General features: G+C 65.2%; 10 protein-coding genes and 1 pseudogene. 3 read left to right on the forward strand and 8 right to left on the reverse strand.

All coding sequences use genetic code 11. The features are described 5' to 3' along the window. Positions 1 to 53: 53 nt before the first annotated feature. The 8 genes from gyrA to CSC73_RS03225 all read right to left on the reverse strand — a co-directional run bounded on the left by gyrA (position 54) and on the right by CSC73_RS03225 (position 16,381). Complete coding sequence (gyrA, locus tag CSC73_RS03190; protein ID WP_163838968.1) at positions 54 to 2,645, reverse strand: DNA gyrase subunit A; 2,592 nt, start codon at positions 2,643 to 2,645, stop codon at positions 54 to 56. A 312-nt stretch (positions 2,646 to 2,957) separates the two neighbouring features. Then, entirely contained in the window at positions 2,958 to 4,013 is a 1,056-nt protein-coding gene (gene mtnA / locus CSC73_RS03195; RefSeq protein ID WP_163838969.1) for an S-methyl-5-thioribose-1-phosphate isomerase, read from the reverse strand. Between the two features lie 41 nt (positions 4,014 to 4,054). Continuing rightward, entirely contained in the window at positions 4,055 to 4,759 is a 705-nt protein-coding gene (locus CSC73_RS03200) for a DUF3011 domain-containing protein (RefSeq protein ID WP_246197293.1), read from the reverse strand. Between the two features lie 93 nt (positions 4,760 to 4,852). Next, entirely contained in the window at positions 4,853 to 5,812 is a 960-nt protein-coding gene (epmA, locus tag CSC73_RS03205; protein ID WP_163838970.1) for an EF-P lysine aminoacylase EpmA, read from the reverse strand. 100 nt (positions 5,813 to 5,912) lie between these two features. Next, positions 5,913 to 8,252: an NAD-dependent DNA ligase LigA gene (ligA, locus tag CSC73_RS03210; protein WP_163838971.1), complete on the reverse strand. Its 2,340-nt coding sequence runs from the start codon at positions 8,250 to 8,252 to the stop codon at positions 5,913 to 5,915. A 540-nt stretch (positions 8,253 to 8,792) separates the two neighbouring features. Further along, complete coding sequence (gene zipA, locus CSC73_RS03215) at positions 8,793 to 9,518, reverse strand: cell division protein ZipA (RefSeq protein ID WP_163838972.1); 726 nt, start codon at positions 9,516 to 9,518, stop codon at positions 8,793 to 8,795. A 106-nt stretch (positions 9,519 to 9,624) separates the two neighbouring features. Further along, complete coding sequence (gene smc / locus CSC73_RS03220) at positions 9,625 to 13,128, reverse strand: chromosome segregation protein SMC (RefSeq protein WP_163838973.1); 3,504 nt, start codon at positions 13,126 to 13,128, stop codon at positions 9,625 to 9,627. Between the two features lie 301 nt (positions 13,129 to 13,429). Continuing rightward, the gene (locus tag CSC73_RS03225; RefSeq protein WP_163838974.1) at positions 13,430 to 16,381 is read right to left on the reverse strand and encodes a DUF748 domain-containing protein; all 2,952 of its coding nucleotides are present in this window, start codon (positions 16,379 to 16,381) and stop codon (positions 13,430 to 13,432) included. Between the two features lie 273 nt (positions 16,382 to 16,654). On the opposite strand from CSC73_RS03225, the gene CSC73_RS03230 reads away from it, so the two are divergent. The 3 genes and pseudogenes from CSC73_RS03230 to CSC73_RS03240 all read left to right on the forward strand — a co-directional run bounded on the left by CSC73_RS03230 (position 16,655) and on the right by CSC73_RS03240 (position 19,897). After that, positions 16,655 to 17,065 (forward strand): GntR family transcriptional regulator, encoded by a 411-nt coding sequence (locus tag CSC73_RS03230; RefSeq protein WP_163838975.1) that lies wholly within the window; start codon positions 16,655 to 16,657, stop codon positions 17,063 to 17,065. Positions 17,066 to 17,118: 53 nt separating this feature from the next. After that, a pseudogene (locus CSC73_RS18630) lies at positions 17,119 to 17,703 on the forward strand (ABC transporter ATP-binding protein); the annotation flags it as partial. A 376-nt stretch (positions 17,704 to 18,079) separates the two neighbouring features. Continuing rightward, positions 18,080 to 19,897, forward strand: a complete 1,818-nt coding sequence (locus CSC73_RS03240; RefSeq protein WP_163838977.1) for a hypothetical protein — start codon at positions 18,080 to 18,082, stop codon at positions 19,895 to 19,897. Positions 19,898 to 19,906 lie beyond the last annotated feature (9 nt).

Below are 19,906 nucleotides of genomic sequence, written 5' to 3' on the forward strand. Positions count from 1 at the left end.
CCAAAAGCAAATCCCCCTCAATCCCCCTTTTTCAAAGGGGGAGGCAACGTTGGTCAGGCTTGCGGACTGGGACCATCAAGCGACGCCACCTCGGCAGCGCTCTCTTCCTCGTCGTCCAGCGACGCATCCAAACGCTCGACCGCCTGCAGGGTTTCTTCCTTGGCCAGCTTGATCAGGGTCACGCCCTGGGTGTTGCGGCCGACCTGGGAGATTTCCGCGGCGCGGGTACGCACCAGGGTGCCGCCATCGGAAATCAGCAGCACTTCGTGATGGTCGGACAACTGCACCGCGCCGACCAGCTGGCCGTTGCGGGCGGTGGTTTGCAAAGCGATCACGCCCTGGGTGCCGCGGCCCTTGCGCGGGTAGTCCTCGACCGGAGTGCGCTTGCCGTAGCCGCGCTCGCTGGCGGTCAGGATGTCGCCGTCGCCCTCGACCACGATCAGGCTGCGCACCTGCTCGCCCTTGGCCAGGCGGATGCCGCGTACGCCGGTGGTGTTGCGGCCGGTGCTGCGCACTTCCTTCTCGGCGAAGCGCACGGCTTTGCCGTTGGAGGCGAACAGCATCACGTCGCGGTTGCCGTCGGTCATGGCCACGCCGATCAGGGCATCGCCTTCGTCCAGGTTGATGGCGATCTTGCCGCGCGATAGCCGGTAGGCGAATTCGGTGAGCGGAGTCTTCTTGACCGTGCCGTCCTGGGTGGCGAACAGGACGAAGTGGCCTTCGTCGTATTCGCGCACCGGCAGCACCGCTTGCACCCGCTCTCCGGCTTCCAGCGGAATCCAGTTGATGATCGGGCGGCCGCGCGCATTGGAACCGGCCTCCGGCAGCTGGTACACCGACAGCCAGAACACCCGACCACTGCTGGTGAAGGTCAGCAGGGTGTCGTGGGTGTTGACCAGCCACAGCTGGTCGATGAAATCCTCTTCCTTGGTCGCCGCCGCGCTGCGGCCGCGGCCGCCGCGGCGCTGGGCGCGGTAGGCGCTGGCCGGCTGGCGCTTGGCGTAACCGGCATGGGACAGGGTCACCACCACGTCTTCCGGGGCGATCAGGTCCAGGATGTCCAGGTCTTCTTCGCTGTGGCGGATTTCGCTGCGGCGTGCGTCGCCGAATTCTTCCTTGATGTTCAGCAGCTCGGTGCGGATCACCTCCAGCAGCACGTCCGGGTTTTCCAGGATGCGGATCAGGCCGGCGATGGTTTCCAGCAGCTCCTTGTATTCCTCGGTCAGCTTTTCCTGCTCCAGACCGGTCAGGCGGTGCAGGCGCATTTCCAGGATCTGGGTGGCCTGCACTTCGGTCAGCTGGTAGGTGCCGTTGAGGAAGCCTACGCCTTCGGGCAGGTCTTCCGGACGCGAGGTATCGGCACCGCTCGCCGCCAGCAAGGCGCCGACCAGACCCGGTTCCCAGGTCTTGGCCAGCATGCGCTCGCGCGCTTCCTGCGGATTGGCCGAGGTCTTGATCAGCTCGATCATCTCGTCGATGTTGGCCAGCGCGACGGTCAGGCCTTCGAGGATGTGCGCGCGGTTGCGCGCCTTGCGCAGTTCGAAGATGGTGCGGCGGGTGACCACTTCGCGGCGGTGGCGGATGAACGCCTCCAGCATCTGCTTCAGGTTCAGCGTCTGCGGACGGCCGTCGACCAGCGCCACCATGTTGATGCCGAACACCGACTCCATCTGGGTCTGCTGGTACAGGTTGTTGAGGACCACGTCGGCCGAATCGCCGCGTTTGACCTCCATGTAGATGCGCATGCCGTCCTTGTCGGACTCGTCGCGCAGCTCGCTCAGGCCTTCCAATTTCTTTTCCTTGACCAGCTCGGCGATCTTTTCGATCAACCGCGCCTTGTTCACCTGGTACGGAATCTCGGTGACTATGATCGACTCGCGGCCAGTGTCGTCGTTGACCTCGATGGTGGCGCGGGCGCGCATGCGCACCCGGCCGCGGCCGGTGCGGTAGCCGGCGACTATCCCGCTGGTGCCGTTGATGATGCCGGCGGTGGGGAAATCGGGGCCGGGGATGTACTGCATCAGGCCGTCGACGTCGATCTCGGGGTCGTTGATCAAGGCGATCAGGCCGTCGATGACTTCAGTGAGGTTGTGCGGCGGGATGTTGGTGGCCATGCCCACGGCGATGCCGGCCGAGCCGTTGACCAGCAGGTTCGGGAACCGGGTCGGCATGACCGTCGGTTCGAATTCCTTTTCGTCGTAGTTGAGCTGGAAGTCGACGGTTTCCTTGTCGATATCGGCCATCAGTTCGTGGGTCAGGCGCGACATGCGCGCCTCGGTGTAGCGCATGGCCGCGGCGGAGTCGCCGTCGACCGAACCGAAGTTGCCCTGCCCGTCCACCAGCAGATAGCGCAGCGAGAACGGCTGCGCCATGCGCACCAGGGTGTCGTACACCGACTGGTCGCCGTGCGGATGGTACTTACCGATCACGTCGCCAACGATACGGGCCGACTTGAAGTGGGCCTTGTTGCTGTGCGCGCCGAGTTCGTTCATCGCGAACAGGACGCGGCGATGGACGGGTTTCAGGCCATCGCGGACATCGGGAAGCGCGCGTCCCACGATCACGCTCATGGCGTAATCCAGGTAGCTCTTGCGCATCTCGTCTTCGAGGTTGACCGGGATGATTTCCTTGGCGAGTTCTGCCATTCGGGTTCCGTTTTCTGGTTATTTCTTACGGCCAAAGACCGGGCTGCCGAAGCGGGTTCGGCGGTCCGGTAGTGGTGGGATTTTCAACTGTGGAATTGTACCACGGATGGGTACCTGGGAGCAGCTCTGGAAAGCCGAAAAAACAAGCACTTAGAGGAGCGAAAGTGGCTATCGGGAAGCGGTGGACTCCTTCCAATTTCACTACGCACCAGAGGGCGCCCCAGCGACCATGCACCAGGTGACTCCAACGCAGGGCGGGCAGTGCCCGCCATGCCGTGCGCGCGGAGAGCGGCGGGCAGTGCCCGCCCTACTTCAACCGAAAGCCAGCCGCATCTTTTCGACAGTCGGCTGCTCTATCACGCCCTTCTCGGTAACGATCGCATCGATCAGCTCCGCCGGGGTCACGTCGAATACCGGGTTCCAGGCATGGATGCCTTCGGCCACGATGCGGGTGCCGCCGATGCCCAGCATCTCCGCCGGATCGCGCTCCTCGATCTCGATCAGGTCGCCGCTGGCGGTGTCCATGTCCACGGTCGAGGACGGCGCCACCACCATGAATTTCACCCCGTGATGGCGTGCGGCGATGGCCAGCTGGTAGGTGCCGATCTTGTTGGCGGTATCGCCGTTGGCGCAGATGCGGTCGGCGCCCACGACGACCCACTGCACCGCCCCGGTCTTCATCAGGTGCGAGGCGGCCGAGTCGGCGATCAGGGTCGCGTCGATGCCGTCCTGCTGCAGCTCCCACACGGTCAGGCGGGCGCCCTGCTGCCAGGGCCGGGTCTCGCCAGCGAAAACCTTGGCGATGCGCTGCTGGGCCACGCCCGCGCGGATCACGCCCAGCGCCGTACCGAAACCGGCCGTGGCCAGAGAACCGGTGTTGCAATGGGTCAGCACGCCGCTGCCTTCGCCGATCAGGGCCGCGCCCAGCGCGCCCATGCGGCGGTTGGCGGCCAGGTCTTCCTCGGCGATGGCCTGCGCTTCGCGCTCCAGCACTTGCCGCCAATCGGCGCCTGCGCTCTGCATCGCCCTGCGCATGCGCGCGAGGGCCCAGGCAAGATTGACCGCCGTGGGCCGTGCCGCATTGAGGCGCTGCAGGGCCGGCTCGAGCTTGAGGGCCGCTTCGGCGCCGTCGGCTGCGTCGGTCTGGCGCGCGGCCAGCACCACGCCCCAGGCCGCGGCGATGCCAATGGCAGGAGCGCCGCGCACCGCCAGCGAATGGATCGCGGCGGCGACTTCATCGCTGTCGTGCGAACTGAGGTGTTCCACCTGGAACGGCAGCTTGCGCTGGTCCAGCAGGTCCAGCGTTTCGCCGGTCCAGAGGATCGGGCGGATCCGGTCGTAGCGGGCGTAGTCGATGTCTTTTTCCATGCATCAAGTTTAGAGCATCGACGGTGGACGGAATGTTGCGCTCAATGCACCCCGAATTCCGCCCTGCACCCTTTGTCCACCCAGATCCCGGCGCGGTCCCAACCCCAATTGGCTTCCTTCACGCAGCGCGTCCGCGACAGCTGGCGCAGGAGGTCCACTCCGTTGTCCACGGTCACTTCGCAACGTTTCCGCTGCTTGTCGTCTGATGCGCACACCAGCTTCTTCGAGCGCGCATCCACAGGCCCGGCGGGAACATCTGCAAAACCCACCCTGAATTCCGCGCGGCAGCCGCGGGCTGTCCAGATGCCGGTCTCGTCGTAGCCCCAGTCCAGGTTCTCGACGCAGTCCGAGGTCGACAGCAGCCGCGTCAGGCGCACGCCGTGGCCGGTATCGGCGGGACAATGCTCCACGCGGTTGGCGAGGGACTCGCAGCGCACCAGTGCGCCCCGGGCTTCTTCCTGCACTGGAACCAGCTTGCCGGCGACGAATTCCGCGCGGCAGCGATGCGATACCCAGACCCCATGGCGGTCGTAGTCCCAGTTGCGGCCTTGCATGCAGGGGATTTTCGACAGTTGCTTGACCAGGGTGATCCCTTCCGTCGTATCGACTTGGCAGTAATGCTGCTGGGTGCGGTCGGATTCGCAGCGGAACCGCATGCCGCCGGCAGCCGGCGACGGCGGTTCGGCAAGCGCATGGGCCTGGCAAACCAGCAGCGATACCAGGCAACTCTTAAGAACGATGTTCATGCCCGCCCCCACAACGTCGGCGACAGGGTCGCATTAATGTCGTTAACGAATATGTAAAACAGGCGTCTGAACGCGGAGTGCGTCCTCATCCGTTCAGGCTTCGCTGAACGGGAAAGCCAGCACCTCGGCGATGCGATCGGTGCCGATCATGGCCATCAGCAGTCTGTCCACGCCCAGCGCCACTCCCGCGCAGGCGGGCATGCCGTGCGCCATGGCGTCGAGCAGGCGCTCGTCCAACGGCGGCAGCGACGCGATTCTGGACTCGCGCATCGACAGGTCGCGCAGGAAACGCTGGCGTTGCTCGTTTGCATCGATCAGTTCGTGGTATCCGTTGGCAAGTTCGTGATGGCCCAGGTACAACTCGAAACGTTCTGCCAGCGGCGGATCGCCGGGGCGTATTCTGGCCAGCGCGCACTGGGTGGCGGGCCAATCGCGGACCACGGTGATGCGGCCCGTCGGAAAGGCCGGTTGCAGCAGATGCGTGATCAGCAGATCCAGCCAATCGTCGCGGGTCAGACCCTGCGCATCGATTTCGTGAGCGGACAAGGGCGCGCGCAGCTGCGCTTCGGTGGCGACGAACGGATCCAGGCCCAGGCCCTGCAGGAACAGCTCGCGGTAAGTGCAGGAAACCACTTCGGCCTGACGGCCGATCAGGCCCAATGCGCGCTGCACCAGCTGTACGGTTTCTTCGATCAGGCGCAGGTGGTCCCAACCCACGCGATACCACTCGAGCATGGTGAACTCGGGGTTGTGGCGCCCGCCCGCTTCGCCATTGCGGAATACGCGACCCAGCTCGTAGCAGTCGCCCACGCCCGCAGCGAGCAGGCGTTTGAGCGGATACTCGGGCGAGGTGCGCATCCAGCGCGTGCGCGCGCCCGCGCCGGAATGGCCGGTGAAATGGGTGGTGAAACTCTCGATGTTGGGTTCGGTGTTGCCGGCTTCGGACAGGACGGGCGTTTCCACTTCCAGCACATCGCGTTCGGCGAAATACAGACGGAACAACGCATTGACCGCCGCGCGCAGGCGCAGGGCGTCCAGGGCGATGGCGGTCAAGGCGCTGCGGTCCCAAGGTAGGAGCGACGCGAGTCGCGAAGCCGTGGAGGTTTCAGAGCTTCGCGACTCGCGTCGCTCCTACAGAATGCCGGTCCATTGATCATGCGTGCGCTTCCAGGAACTCCAGCAGCTTGGCTTCGTCCCAGATTTCGATGCCCAGCTCTTCGGCCTTCGCCAATTTGGAACCGGCGGCTTCGCCAGCCACCACCAGGCTGGTCTTCTTCGAGACGCTGCCCGCGATTTTCGCGCCCAGCGCTTCCAGCCGTTCGCCCGCCTCGTCGCGGCTCATCGAACTCAAGCCGCCAGTCAGCACCACGGTCTTGCCGTCCAATGGACCGGAAACGACTTCTTCGCTCTCCGGCACCAACTTGCGCAGCCGCGCGATCGCTTCGCCGCCGCGCAGCAGCAGCCCGGCGTTTTCCGGATCTTCCAGCCATGCAGCCAGCGCGTTGGCCGATTCGGAAGGCAGGCCGGCGCTGACGAAATTGTGCGCAGGCGCGTCGACCAGCGCCTGCGCCGTGGCGAAGGCGTTGCCGAGCTGTTCGGCGCGGATGCGGGTCACCTTGGGGATTTCCAGATCCGCCAGCAAAGTCGCCATATCCAATCCTTCGCGCAGTTTTGCCGTCGGCGGATGGGTATCGGAAATCGTCACCCCGCGTGCAAGCAGGTCGTCGATCACTTGCTGGTTGCCGGGCTGGCTCAGGAAGTGGCCGATGGAACGTGCGACTTCGCCACCGACATCGGGGACATGTTTGAACAAAGGCCAGGGCAACCGGCGGATCAATTCCAAGTCGCCGAACCATGCCGCCAGCGCCTTGGCGGTGCTCTCGCCGACGTGCTGGATGCCGAGCGCGAACAGGAAGCGCTCCAGCGTGGTGGACCGGCTGCGGTCGATGGCTTCGATCAGGTTCTCGGCCCACTTGGTGGCGATCTTTCCCGACTTCACGGTCTCCGGAGTGGTGCCGTCGCGTTCGTCCGCCCGGCGCTTCATTTCCAGCAGATCCTCCAGCTTCAGCTTGTACAGATCGGCTACCGATTGCAGATAATCCAGGTCCGACAAAGCTTCGATGAAGCGGTCGCCCAGTCCTTCTATATCCATCGCACGGCGCGATGCGAAATGGCGGATCGCTTCCTTGCGTTGGGCCGGACACGACAGCTCGCCGGAACAGCGCCATACCGCTTCGCCTTCTTCGCGCACGATCTCCGAGCCACAGATCGGACAGGCCGTCGGCATTGTCCAGGACTGGGCTCCTTTGGGCCGCTGCTCCAGCATCACGCTGACTACTTCAGGGATCACATCGCCCGCACGCCGCACGATCACCGTGTCGCCCACGCGCACGTCCAGCCGCGCGATCTGGTCGGCGTTGTGCAGGGTGGCGTTGGTGACGACCACGCCGGCGACCTGCACCGGCTTCAGGCGCGCGACCGGCGTGGCCGCGCCGGTGCGCCCGATCTGGATCTCGATGGCCTCGACCGTGGTGGACTGCTCCTGCGCGGGAAACTTGTGCGCGATGGCCCAGCGCGGCGCGCGCGAGACGAAACCCATCTCGCGCTGGCCGGCGTTGTCGTCCAGCTTGTAGACCACGCCGTCGATGTCGAAGGCCAGCGCGTCGCGCTTGCCGCCGATGCGCTGGTAGTAGTCGAGCAGGCCTTGGACGCCTTCGACCACTTCCGATTCCGAACTGACCGGAAAGCCCCATTCGCGCAACCGCTTGAGCGTTGCCGAATGGGTATCCGGCAACGCACCGCCTTCGATCAGGCCCACGCCATAGGCGAAGAAGGACAGCGGGCGCTGCGCGGTCAGCCGCGGATCGAGCTGGCGCAGCGACCCTGCCGCGCCGTTGCGCGGATTGGCCAGCACCTTGCCGCCATGCAGGCGCGCCTGCTCGTTGTATTTCTCGAAAGCCGCGCGCGGCATGTACACCTCGCCGCGGACTTCGAGAATGGCAGGCCAGCCTTTCCCGCGCAGATGCAACGGAATGGCCTTCACCGTGCGCAGGTTGGCGGTGACGTCCTCGCCGCTGGCGCCATCGCCGCGGGTGGCGCCCTGCACGAACCGGCCGTTTTCGTAGCGAAGGCTGATGGCCAGGCCATCGAGTTTGGGTTCGGCGGAAAACTCCAGCACCGGCCGCTTCAGCTTGTCCTCGATACGGCGCGCGAAGTCGCGCACTTCGGTTTCGCTGAAGGCATTGCCCAGGGACAGCATGGGAATGGCATGGCGGACTTCTGCGAACTTGGAGGACGGCGCGCTGCCGACGCGCTGGGTCGGGGAATCGGGCGTGGCCAATTCGGGGTGCGCGGTTTCCAGTTCGTCCAGTTCGCGCAGAAGGCGGTCGTATTCGGCGTCCGGGATATTGGGCTCGTCGAGGACGTGGTAGCGGTAGCTGGCGTCGTCCAGTTGCTGGCGGAGTTTGCTGGCGCGGGTGGCGGGGTTGGTCATATGCGATGGCGGCTTTCCAAGCCCTTCTCCCATCGGGAGAAGGTGGCGCGTAGCGCCGGATGAGGGTACGGCGGAGTCGGCGGCGTCGGAACCATCATGACTTCGCCGTACCCTCACCCCCACCCCTCTCCCGATGGGAGAGGGGCTCTGTGTCGAGTTGCTGGCGGAATTTGGCGGCGCGGGCGGCGGCAGTAATCATAAGGTGGCGGCTTTCAAACCCTTCTCCCATCGGGAGAAGGTGGCGCGTAGCGCCGGATGAGGGTACGGCGGAGTCGGCGGCGTGAACCATCGCGGCTTCGCCGGACCCTCACCCCAACCCCTCTCCCATTGGGAGAGGGGTTCTGTGTCGAGTTGCTGGCGGAATTTGGCGGCGCGGGCGGCGGCAGTAATCATAAGGTGGCGGCTTTCAAACCCTTCTCCCATCGGGAGAAGGTGGCGCGTAGCGCCGGATGAGGGTACGGCGGAGCCAGCGTAGTTCAACCATCATGACTTCGCCGTACCCTCACCCCAACCCCTCTCCCGCAGGGAGAGGGGCTCTATTCACCAGCGCGGCGACTTGGTCAGCGGCGGCGCTTCGTGCTGGCGGTCGTAGGCGCGCAGTTCTTCGCGGATATGCATGATGCGCTGGCGGCCCAGCGCGTTGCGGCTGTCGTCCAGCACCACCCCGTCCAGCAGTTCGGCCATGCGCTGCACGTTGGGCAGCAGCTTCTCCCAGGCGTCCAGCGCGGTCAGCGGCGCCGGCAGGGTGAGGAAGAAGGCGATGGCCGGCGTTTCCAATTCGCGGATGTTGGCCATGTCGAAACTGCCGGGCTGCAGGATGTTGGCCATGCTGAAGATGGGGCCGCGCTCGGGATGGTTCTCCACCAGGCGGTGGAACACGTTCATGTGGCCGAAGGTCAGGCCGGTCTTTTCGGCGGCGACCACAATGTCCTCGCCGCGCAGGGTGTGGCCTGCGCGCGCGGCGACGTAGAGCGAGACGATCTTGTCGAAATCCTGGCTGGGACGCTTGCCCAGGTCGGTTTCGGTGGCGCCGCCGGGCAGGCCCAGCTCGGGTTGGGAAACGGCGTCGCTGCTGTAATCCAGGCCCGAGCCGTCCGCGGAAAGGTCGCCAGCCAGGCTGGGTTCGGTGCGCGCCGCGTCCCGCTCGCCGGGTTCGATGCGCTTGCCCTGTTTGGACTTCTTGGGGCGGCCGAAAAAGATGATCGCTGCGATCAGCAATACGCCTGCGATCAAGATGCCGATTCTAAGCAAGGCCATGTCGGACATTTATCTGTTTCTCCGCGTGGGGGTCGCTGAGGGAATCATGCTGTTCAAGGTCGTGCTTTCAGGGTAACGCAACGGCCATGCTGCACAAGGTCGATGTCCTCCAAAATCAGGCGGCTCCGGCCAGGCGCGCGGCCTCTTCCAGGTCCACCGAGACCAGACGGCTGACGCCGGGCTCCCGCATGGTAACGCCACTGAGCTGGTGTGCGGCCTCCATGGTCGACTTGTTGTGGCTGACGAACAGGAACTGCACCTTCTCGCTCATTTCCTTGACCATCGCGGTGAAGCGGCCGACGTTGGCCTCGTCCAGCGGCGCGTCCACCTCGTCCAGCAGGCAGAACGGCGCGGGATTGAGCTGGAAGATGGCGAACACCAGCGCCACCGCGGTCATCGCCTTCTCGCCGCCGGACAGCAGCGAGATGTTGGAGACGCGCTTGCCGGGCGGGCGGGCCATGATCGCCACGCCGGTATCCAGCAGGTCTTCGCCGGTCAGTTCCAGGTAGGCATGGCCGCCGCCGAACAGGCGCGGATACAGTTCCTGTACGCCCGAATTGACGCGGTCGAAAGTGTCCTTGAAACGGCCGCGGGTCTCGCGGTCGATCTTGCGGATGGCCTCTTCCAGGGTCTCCAGCGCCGCAGTCAGGTCGGCATTCTGCGCTTCCAGGTATTCGGAACGCTGCGAGGCCTCGCCGTATTCGTGGATCGCCGCCAGATTGACCGGCTCCAAGCGGCGCATCTTGCCGTCGATGCTGCTGACCGCCTGCTCCCAGTCGGCCACGGCCGCGACTTCGGGCAAGCCGTTGATGACGTCTTCCAGCACGAAGCCCGCATTGACCACGGCCGACGACAGCTGCTCGGCCTTCAGGCTCAGCGCCTGCTGGTCCAGCTTGCGCTGCGAAATCACTTCGCGCTGGGTCAGCGATTGTTCGTCGCGCTGGTGGCGGATCTGCTCGAAGTTGCGCAGGTCGTTGTCTATCCCTTCCAGCGCCGCGCGCGCCTCGCCCAGCTGGCGATCGGCCAGCACGCGCTGTTCCAACGCCGCCTGGCGTTCGTTTTCCAGGGATTCGACCGGAGAGTCGCCAGCACTCAACTGCGAGGACAGTTCGCCCAGGCGCGTATCGAGCTGGCCGCGCTGGCCGCTCATGCGCTCCAGGGCCTGGCTCAGGGCGACGATCTGGGTGCGCTGGGACTCCAGCGTCAGCGCCAGCGCGTGGGCGGTATCGCGGGAATTGCGGGCCGCGTCGCGCGCGGCGTCGCGCGCTTCGGCCAACTGGCGGCGCTCGGCTTCCAGCGCCTGGCGCGTGGTTTCCAGCTCGCCCATGCGGCTGATGGCGTCTTCCAGCTTCGAGCGCGCCTCGCGGGCCTGTTCGCGGCTGTTGTCCAGGGTTTCATGCAGCTGCAGCAGTTCGCCGTCGATGCGGTCGATGCGGTTGCGCGCCGATTCCACCTTGCCCTGCTGGCTCTGCAGCTGCCCGGCCAGTTCGGAAACGCCGCGGTGGGCCATGTACAAAGCGCGCTGTGCGTCTTCGCGATGCTGTTCGGCGGCCAGCAGCTGGTCGCGGAAGCTGGTCAGCAGCTGGTCGAGTTCGGCCTCGCGTTTCTGCAGCGCTTCGATGTCGATGCGCAGGGATTGGATCTCGCGCTCGCGCAGCAGCGCGCCCTGCTTGGCCGCGCCCGAGCGCAGCACGCGCACCCAGCCGGCGCCCATGCGTTCGCCGCCGCGGGTGATGACCGAATCGCCCTCGCCCAATTGCGGCAGCAGGCGGCGCGCTTCGGCCAGGTCTTCGGCCACGTGCAGGCGTGCCAGCAGGCGACGGATCGCCAGCGGGCCCTGCACTTTGGCTGCCAGCGAGGTGGGCGCGAAGGAAGAGCCGTCGTCGTCGGAGGACACCAGCGCGATGCGGCCTTCGCCTAGTTCGCCCAGCGCTTCGACCAACGATTCCGGAGCATCGACCAGCACGCCTTCGATCAACTGGCCGAGCGCGCCTTCGACGGCGTTCTCCCAGCCCGATTCGACCGAGAGTTTTTCGCCGACGCGGGCAGCCGAATCCAGGCCACGCGCTTTCAGCCATGCCACCGCCGCGCCCTGCTCCTGGCCCAGCGCGGCATGCTGCAGGGTTTCCAGCGAGGACAGGCGGCCGCGCGCGGCCTGGGTATTCTTGCGGACTTCGGCCAGCTCGGACTGCGCGCCGCGCTGCTGTTCCTGCAGCGCACCGACGGCCTGCTTGCGGGCTTCCAGGTCGGCATTGAGTCCGTCCAGCGACGCCTTCTGGGTTTCGTGCTGCAGCTGGGCCTGTTCGAAGGCCGCGGCCAGCGCATCGAGGTCCAGACCGCTGCGTTCGCTGGTCAGGATCTCGCGGCGGCGGTCGGCTTCCAGCGACTGCTTGTCCAGGTAATCGACGCGGGTGCGCTCCACTTCGCCGGCACGCGCGGCCTCGGAGGATTCGCGGCTGTGGCCTTCCCAGCGCTGCTGCCAGTCGGAGAGCCGGGTCTCCGCTTCGCGCAGCGCTTCCTGTTTGTACTGGTCGTCTTCCTGCAGCTGGGCCAGTTGCGGCTCGGCCTCGGCCACCGACTCGCGCAGCACCGCCAGCTTGGTTTCGTCGCCGCTGATGTGCTGGCCCAGTTCGGAAAGCGCGTTCTGCGCTTCGTCGCGGGCCTTCTGCAGGCGTTCGGCGAGCTCGCGCTGGTGCTGGATCTGCTGTTCGATGCGGGCCAGCGCGGAGCCGACCTGATAGACCTCGCCCTGCGCTTTATTGAGGGCGTCGCTGGCCGATTCGCGGCCGGCGCGGCCGGTTTCCAACTGGCGTTCGGCTTCGCGCTGCTCGGCGATCAGTTGCTGCAGCTTGGTCTCTTCCTGCGACAGGCCTTCGCGCAGCTTCTGCAATTCGCCGTCCAGGCCGCGGTATTCCAGCGCCTTCCATTCGGCGTCCTTGATCTTGCGCTCTTCCTGCAGCGCCTGGTACTGCTCGGCCTGCCTGGCCTGGCGCTTCAGGTGCTCCAGTTGCTTGGTGATCTCTTCGCGCAGGTCGCCCAGGCGGTCGAGGTTTTCGCGGGTGTGGCGGATGCGGGTTTCGGTTTCCTTGCGGCGCTCCTTGTATTTGGAGATACCGGCCGCTTCTTCCAGATAGATGCGCAGGTCTTCCGGGCGCGCTTCGATGATCTGGCTGATCATGCCCTGCTCGATGATCGAGTAGCTGCGCGGGCCCAGGCCGGTGCCCAGGAACAGGTCGGTGATGTCGCGGCGCCGGCACTTGGTGCCGTTCAAGTAATAGCTGCTGGTGCCGTCGCGGCTGACCAGGCGCTTGACCGAGATTTCGTTGAAGGCGGCGAACTCGCCGGCGATGGTGTGGTCGCTGTTGTCGAAGATCAGCTCCACCGTGGCCTGCGAGACGGGCTTGCGCGCGGCCGAACCGGAGAAGATCACGTCGGTCAGCGAATCGCCGCGCAAACGGCTGGCCGAGCTTTCGCCCATCACCCAGCGCACCGCATCGATGATGTTGGATTTGCCGCAACCGTTCGGACCGACCACGCCGGTCATGTTGGTGGGCAGATGCAGGGTGGTCGGGTCGACGAAGGATTTGAAACCGGACAGCTTGATGGTGGAAAGGCGCATGCGGCGGTTGCTTCCAGGCATCGCGGCCGGACCGGCCGGCGCGCTGCCACATTTGTTAATCGGGATTAGGTTTCAACGCCAAATGCTTGATTCAAATGGCGAAGACACTCCGAAAACAGAGTATCAACCAGGGAGTATAACGGGCCGCAAGGGTGGAACGGCTGTCGCTGCAAGCCTGGACCTTATGTTTTGTAGAGCCGAGCTTGCTCGGCTGCTCCTGGCACGGATGGAAAAGCAGCCGAGCATGCTCGGCTCTACAAAGCGCATGGCCACCAGCCGCTTCCGGCGACCTGTCGGCCTGTCATTCCAAGCCCAGTTCCAGCCGTACCTGGCCCTCGTGCGCCACCGGCGCCTTGTTGGCGGTGATGAAGACTCGGACCGGGTCCAGTTCGCCGCCCGCCAGCAGGGCGTCCTGGATGGCGCTGGCGCGGGTACGGCCCAGCTCCTGCAATTCGGCGGGCGTTGCCTGGTAGCGGGTCAGCAGCTCGGTCTTGAGCCAGGCCGCCTGCGCCTGTTCGCGCAATGCCCGCTTTTCCTTGCGGCTGGCTTCTTCTTCAGCCGCCGGGGGTTCCGGATCGGGCAATTCCGGCTTGCTGCCGACCACTTGCCTGTAGAGCTTGCTGAGCAATTCCACCCGCCGTTCGGGGTCCATCGTCGCCAGGGATACTCCGGCCTCCCCCGCTTTCTCCTGGCCCGCCAGCGCCTGCTGCAGGCGCGCCTCGGCCAGCGCACCGGGGTCCAGTGCGGCGACTACGCCGGAGGGAATGTCCAGCTTGAGCGCCGGCCTGTCCGCCAGGCCCTTGGCCAGTGCGGCGAGCTGGGTCCTGGCGCTTTCGGAAAGTTCGGCCGAACCCGGCGCGAAGCTCACGTATTGCGCATCCTCCGCTCCGGCGAACAGCGAACCGAGAAAGGAGAACGGCGCGGTCACCACTTTGGTCAGGATGTTCTTGACGATCTGCCAGACCACCGGACCGACGCGGAACTTGGGATCGTCCAGGGTGCCGTTGACCGGCAGGTCGAGGTCGATGACGCCGTGGCGGTCCTTCAGCAGCGAGGTCGCCAACCGCACCGGCAGCGAAACCTTGTCCTTGCTGTCGGTGGCCTGGCCCCATTCCAGCTGATCCAGGATCACATGGTGGGCGGCCTGCAGTTTGCGGTCGTCGATCCGGTAGTGCAGCTCGGTGGTCAGCTTGCCCTTGGCGATCGCGTAGCCGGCGAAGCGTCCCGAATACGGATTGAAGATGGGCAGGTCGATGTTGCGGAAGGTCATCCTGATGTCGGTGTGCTTGTCGTAGGCGAACAGGTTGGTGCCGCCCTGGATGGTCACCGGCGAATACTTGTTGATGATCTGGCCCTTGAGGTCGATGTCGGCCACCGAGTCGGTGGCGGTGGACAGGCCGGCGATGCTGCCGCTGAGCGCGTCGATGCGGGCCTGGAAGTTGGGTTCGATGGAATAGTCGGCGAAGCCCATCACCCCGTTCTCCAGCGACAGGCGGCCAATCTTGATGGGCATCTCCGCCGTTTCTTTTTCGCTGGACGCGGCCGGCGCAGTGCCCGACGGCGTGGACAGGATGCTGACCAGGTTGATGGTGCGGTCCGGCGCCACGATCACCCGGGCGAACGGCTTGCGCGCCTTTATCTGTTTGATGGAAACCGAATCGGGTGCCTGCGCGAAAGCGATGCCCTGCGCATCGAGGCGATCCCAGGAAATGAATTCGCGGGCGCCGGCGGTTTCAAGCAAATCGAAATCCGATACCGAAGCGTCGCCATCGAAACTCAGCGATGGGCCCGGCTCCGGTTCCGGCTGCAGACGCAGCTGGCCTTTGGCGCCCACTACGCCGGACTTCAAGGTCAAGCCGGGGTATTGCGGCAGATAGGCCATCACCTCGCGCAACGGCAGGCCGGACAATTCCACCTGCAGGTCCGCCGCTGTCGTTTCCGGCACCACGCTGCCGCTCAGCGACAACGGCGCCTTGCCGTTGAGCGTGGTCTGCAAGGTGAGCGACAACGGTTTGGTCAGGTCCAGGCTGACCTCTTCGACATTCAACGCCAACGGCGAGAGCTGGAATTTCGCCGCCGGGCTCACGCTTCGATCCTCGAAATCCAGCCGCCCCTGCTGCAACGCAAGCTGGCCCAGCGCGACCTTCCAATCCGACGACGCGGCCGCTGGTCTGGAGGCCGGTGCAACCGTAGCGGCTTCCGGCGACGGAGCCAACAGGCGGTCCAGATTCAACGAACCGTCGCGCTCCCGCCACAGCGTGGCCTGCATGCCTTCCAGACGCAGGGCGTCGATGTCCACCATCCGCCGCGCCAGCGACAGACGGGTATTGTCCAGTGAAGCTTTCGGCAGCGTCACCCAGTCCTTGTCCACGCCGCGTGCGCGTAGGGCCAGCCCGGTGGCCATGGCCTTGGACAAGGTCGCATCCAGCTGCGTACCGGCCTGCCTGCCGGCGGAGAACACATAACGCCCATCCACGTCGAAGCTGCCTGCACTGAGTTCCATCGGCAGTTCGTCACTCAGGAATTCGTAAACGCTGCGCGCCTGCAGCGCAGCGACGCGGAACTGGCCGGTGGAAGCCAACGGCTGCAGGTTCAATTTGCCCTGCCAATCGAAACGCTCGCCCCGCTCGCTTGCGGCGGCCAAGGTGAAACCGCCGCTCTCGGCGGTGGTGCGGAAATCGCGCAGACTGAAATCGATGGGCGCCAGGGTTTTTTCCGGCTTCAGGCGACGGCTCTGGTCGGCGAAATCGACACGGCCGCGATTGACCTGGAATTGCTCTATCAGCACTTCCGGCGTCGGCGTTTCTTCCTTTTCCTTCGGTATCAACTCCGCCAGGTTAAGCGAACCGTCCGCACGGATGATGGCGCGCGCGAACGGCTCGTCCATGGCGACCTGACGGAATACGTAACCGCTTTTCCACAACGAGGAAACCTGGAAATCGGCGGACAAGCGCTTCAGCGCCACCAGCGGTTTGCCGCGCGCGACGCCGCGGTCGCGGATGGCGATGTCGCGGATTTCCAGTTGGAAGGTGAAAGGATTGAACTTGATCTCGCCCAGGGCCAGATCCTTGCCCAGTTCCGTGGCCACGTATCCGATGGCTTGGGAGCGCATGTATCTGGGCAGCGCCCAGAAACCCAGCAAGGCGTACAGACCGACCAGCAGCGCCAGTGCGAGAGGGACGAAGAAAAGCAGCCTGGATTTCTTCCAGAACGACATGACGCCACCGCATGCCCGCTTGGGGGCGATCATCATGCAGTAGTTTTCGTTATAGCGGACAGGCGGGCTAAGCGGCATGGGTCGCAGATCGAGTTCCTCGAATCGTGCCCATGAATGCGCTTCGCTAGATGCGGCATTCCGCACCGTCGATCCGGATCGAAGCGGGCTTCCCCGACGACACCGATCAACGACAGTCCATCGCAGCAGCCGGCCGCCCCCTCGTTTTGCATGACTTTCAGGGGGTTGACAGCGGGTAATGTTCGTACTGTACTAATAGTCACAGTACAGAAGACACAGTAGAGACGGACAATGGCGCGCACCCAGGCATTGATGCTCCAGATCGCCACTGGCGATCCCCGCCCCATCAGCAAACAGATCGTGGATGCGATCCGCATGAAGATCGCCACGGCCGAGCTGGCCACCGGCGACCAACTGCCCAGCGTGCGCGGGCTGGCGCAGCAGCTGACCATCAATCCCAACACCGTGGCCAAGGCCTATGCCGAACTCACCACAGAGGGTTGGCTGGAATCGCGCCAAGGGCTGGGCCTGTATGTGGCCACGCCGCGCCAGCGTCTGAGCGACGCCGAACGCGAACGGCGACTGGACGAGGCGATCGGGCGCTTCCTCAACGACGTGATCGCGCTGGACTACCCGCCTGGCGAGGTGCAGGCGCGCCTGGAAGCCGAGTTTCGCGCGTTGGCGCCCCGCAAGACCGCCTGACTCCATCACCTGACCCCTTCCCTTCGCCAGCTCCCGCTACGCACGAGACCGCCATGTCCGTTCCGCAAAACTATTACGTGATCGAAACCGAGACGCTGAGCAAGCGTTACGGACGCAAGCTGGCGCTCGACCGCCTGGACCTGCGCATCCCGCGTGGACGCATCCACGCCATCGTCGGCGCCAACGGCGCCGGCAAATCCACTTTGTTCCGCGTCCTGCTCGGCTTTCTTCCGCAGACGGCGGGCCAGGCGCGGGTCCTGGGACGCGACAGCCGCAAGCTGACGCCGGGCGACCGCGAACGCATCGGCTTCGTCAACGAAGAGCACACGCTCCCCGGCTGGATGAAGGTGTCGGCGGTCACCGCGATGCACCGCCGCCTGTATTCGCGCTGGAACGAAGCCGCCTTCCGCGGCGTGCTGGACCACTACCACGTACTGCCGGAACAGAAGGTCGGCCAGCTCTCGCGCGGCGAGCGCGCCGGTTTCAATCTGGCCCTGGCGCTTGCGCAGCGCCCCGAGCTGCTGGTGCTGGACGAACCGACCCTGGGCCTGGACGTGGTCGCCAAGCGCGCGTTCCTGGAATCGCTGATGTACAGCAACGCCGCCGACGAATGCACGGTGATCTATTGCTCGCACCAGATGGAAGAGATCGAGCGCGTCGCCGACAACCTGATCATCCTGGAGCGCGGACAGCTGAAGAACATGTCCGCACCCGACGATTTCTGCGCACGGGTAACGCACTGGGTCGCCGACATGCCTTTCAAGGGGCCCGAGCCTGCCGCCGTGCCCGGCTTGCTGGAGGTGCAGCGCCTGGACGGCCTGCACCACTATCTGGTGCTGGACCAGGACGAGCGTTTCGGCGATTTCCTGCGCACCCACGGCGCACGTTCGGTGCAAAGCATGCAAGTGAGCCTGGATCGCGCTGTCAACAGCTTCCTGGCCAAGAACCACGCCGCGCCGCAGGCGCTTGCAAGCGCGTCCGCCTGACGCGGCGCCAACCCCGGAGAATCGAAACATGTGGGATTTGTTCAAGGCCGAACTACTGCGTTTCCGCAGCTGGGCCATCGCCTATGCCGCGCTGCAGTTGGTCCTGCTCGGCTTCATGAGCCGCGTGGTCGACATGGCGCAACAACCGCTGCTGGTCTACGAAGTCATAGGCGGTCTGTACGGATTGACCGGCTTGCTGCTTGGGCTCTATCAGATGGGCGGCTACCGGCGCCCCAACACCTGGTTGAACCTGCTGCATCGGCCCATGCCGTCCTGGCGAATCGCCGCCGCTCTGTACGGCGCCGGCGCGCTGTTGCTGGCGATCGCCGTGCTGCTTCCGTTGCTGGTGCTGGCCGGCTGGCAGGAATCGATGACCGCGCGCGTGGTCGATACGCGCCACTTGCTGCTGGCGCTGTCGGGGTGGCTGGTGGCGCTGTGCGCTTATCTGGCCGGCGGTTACGCCATGCTGGCCAACAAACGCTACAGCTTCTGCGCACTGGTATTCGTGCTGTTGCTGGTCTTCTGCAAGGCTACGGGCATGGGCGCTATCGCGATGCAATGCATGGCGCTCGCGTTCCTGGCGGCCATGAACCTGACCGCGTTCAAACCGGATCTGGACGCGGCGCCACGCAATCTTGCGGGCATCGCGGTCACCGCGCTGCCGCTGCAGATGGCGATGTGGTTCGCGCTGGTGATGGTGGGTTTCGGAGTGGAATTCGTCTGGATAGCGCAGGGTTCGCATCCCAACAACATGGCGGTGCCGCTGCCGGGTGGCGAGAAAGAAGCGGAAAACGCCGAGGCCAAGGATCTGATGATCGCCGGGCTGAGAAACAGTGCAGATCCGCAAGCGCCGCTATGGCGCGAACAGGCCGGCATTTCCGAGATGTTCGGGATAGAGTCCTATCTGCGTGCGGTGCCGGTGCGCAACGAACTGACCAACCTGGCGCCGATGGAATTCGACGACACGACCCGCCGCGTACGTTGGGTGTTCAGCCACGACGACATGCGTTTCCACGGCTACAGCCTGGTGGACAAGCGCCCGGTGGGCACGCTGGGCGTCGCTGGGCAGCAGCCGTTCCCCTCGCCTCCGCTGTCCGGTCCCGGCAGCGTCTTTTTCACCGCCGACACCGTGTACCAGTACTACGAAGACGACGAGTCGATGCTGCCGCGCGCGCATCTGCCGTCGGGCGAAGTCGTCACCGGTTACGGAAAAGTCGGCGACGATCTGGCGCTGCTCAGCAACCGCGGCCTGTATTTCTACGACCTGGAGGAATTCAAGAACGACGATGGCGTGCTGACGCCGCGTCAGCGCGTTCCGCTGCCGGGCAAGCCGGGCGACCTGATACGCATCGAGTTGATGGAACTGCTGGACGGCTGGCTGGGTTCCTTCACCTACACGCGCCGTTCCTACAACGCCGAGGGCGCATTGCCTTTCCAGCAATTGATCAGAGTGGACACGCAGGGCCACGTCGCCCAGGTCGCGCGGCGCGATTTGGTCATGGATTATCCGGTCGCCTGGCGTTACCAGAACTGGTACACCTCGCCCGCACTGTATTCCGCGCAGAGGGCCATCGCCCGCCTGTTCTCGGGTTACCTGCCGGACGAGGAAACCGACCGCCCCGCAGTGCCCCGCAGCGCCCGGACGATCGCCGCCGTGCTGATGCTGCTTTCGCTGCTGGGCGCAGTCTGGCGAACGCGCCAGACCGCGCTTGCGATGCCGGCGCGCATCGCCTGGATCGTGGTTTGCGGAGCGGTCGGCCTGCCCGCCTTGATGAGCCTCTGGTTGATCCATCCCAAACGCGAAGCGCTGGAGGACCTGCCGCTGGCGCAGGCCGCTACGGCATGACCCACCGCT

Origin of the sequence: Pseudoxanthomonas sacheonensis, assembly GCF_010093305.1 — a bacterium.
GTDB classification, from domain to species: domain Bacteria; phylum Pseudomonadota; class Gammaproteobacteria; order Xanthomonadales; family Xanthomonadaceae; genus Pseudoxanthomonas_A; species Pseudoxanthomonas_A sacheonensis.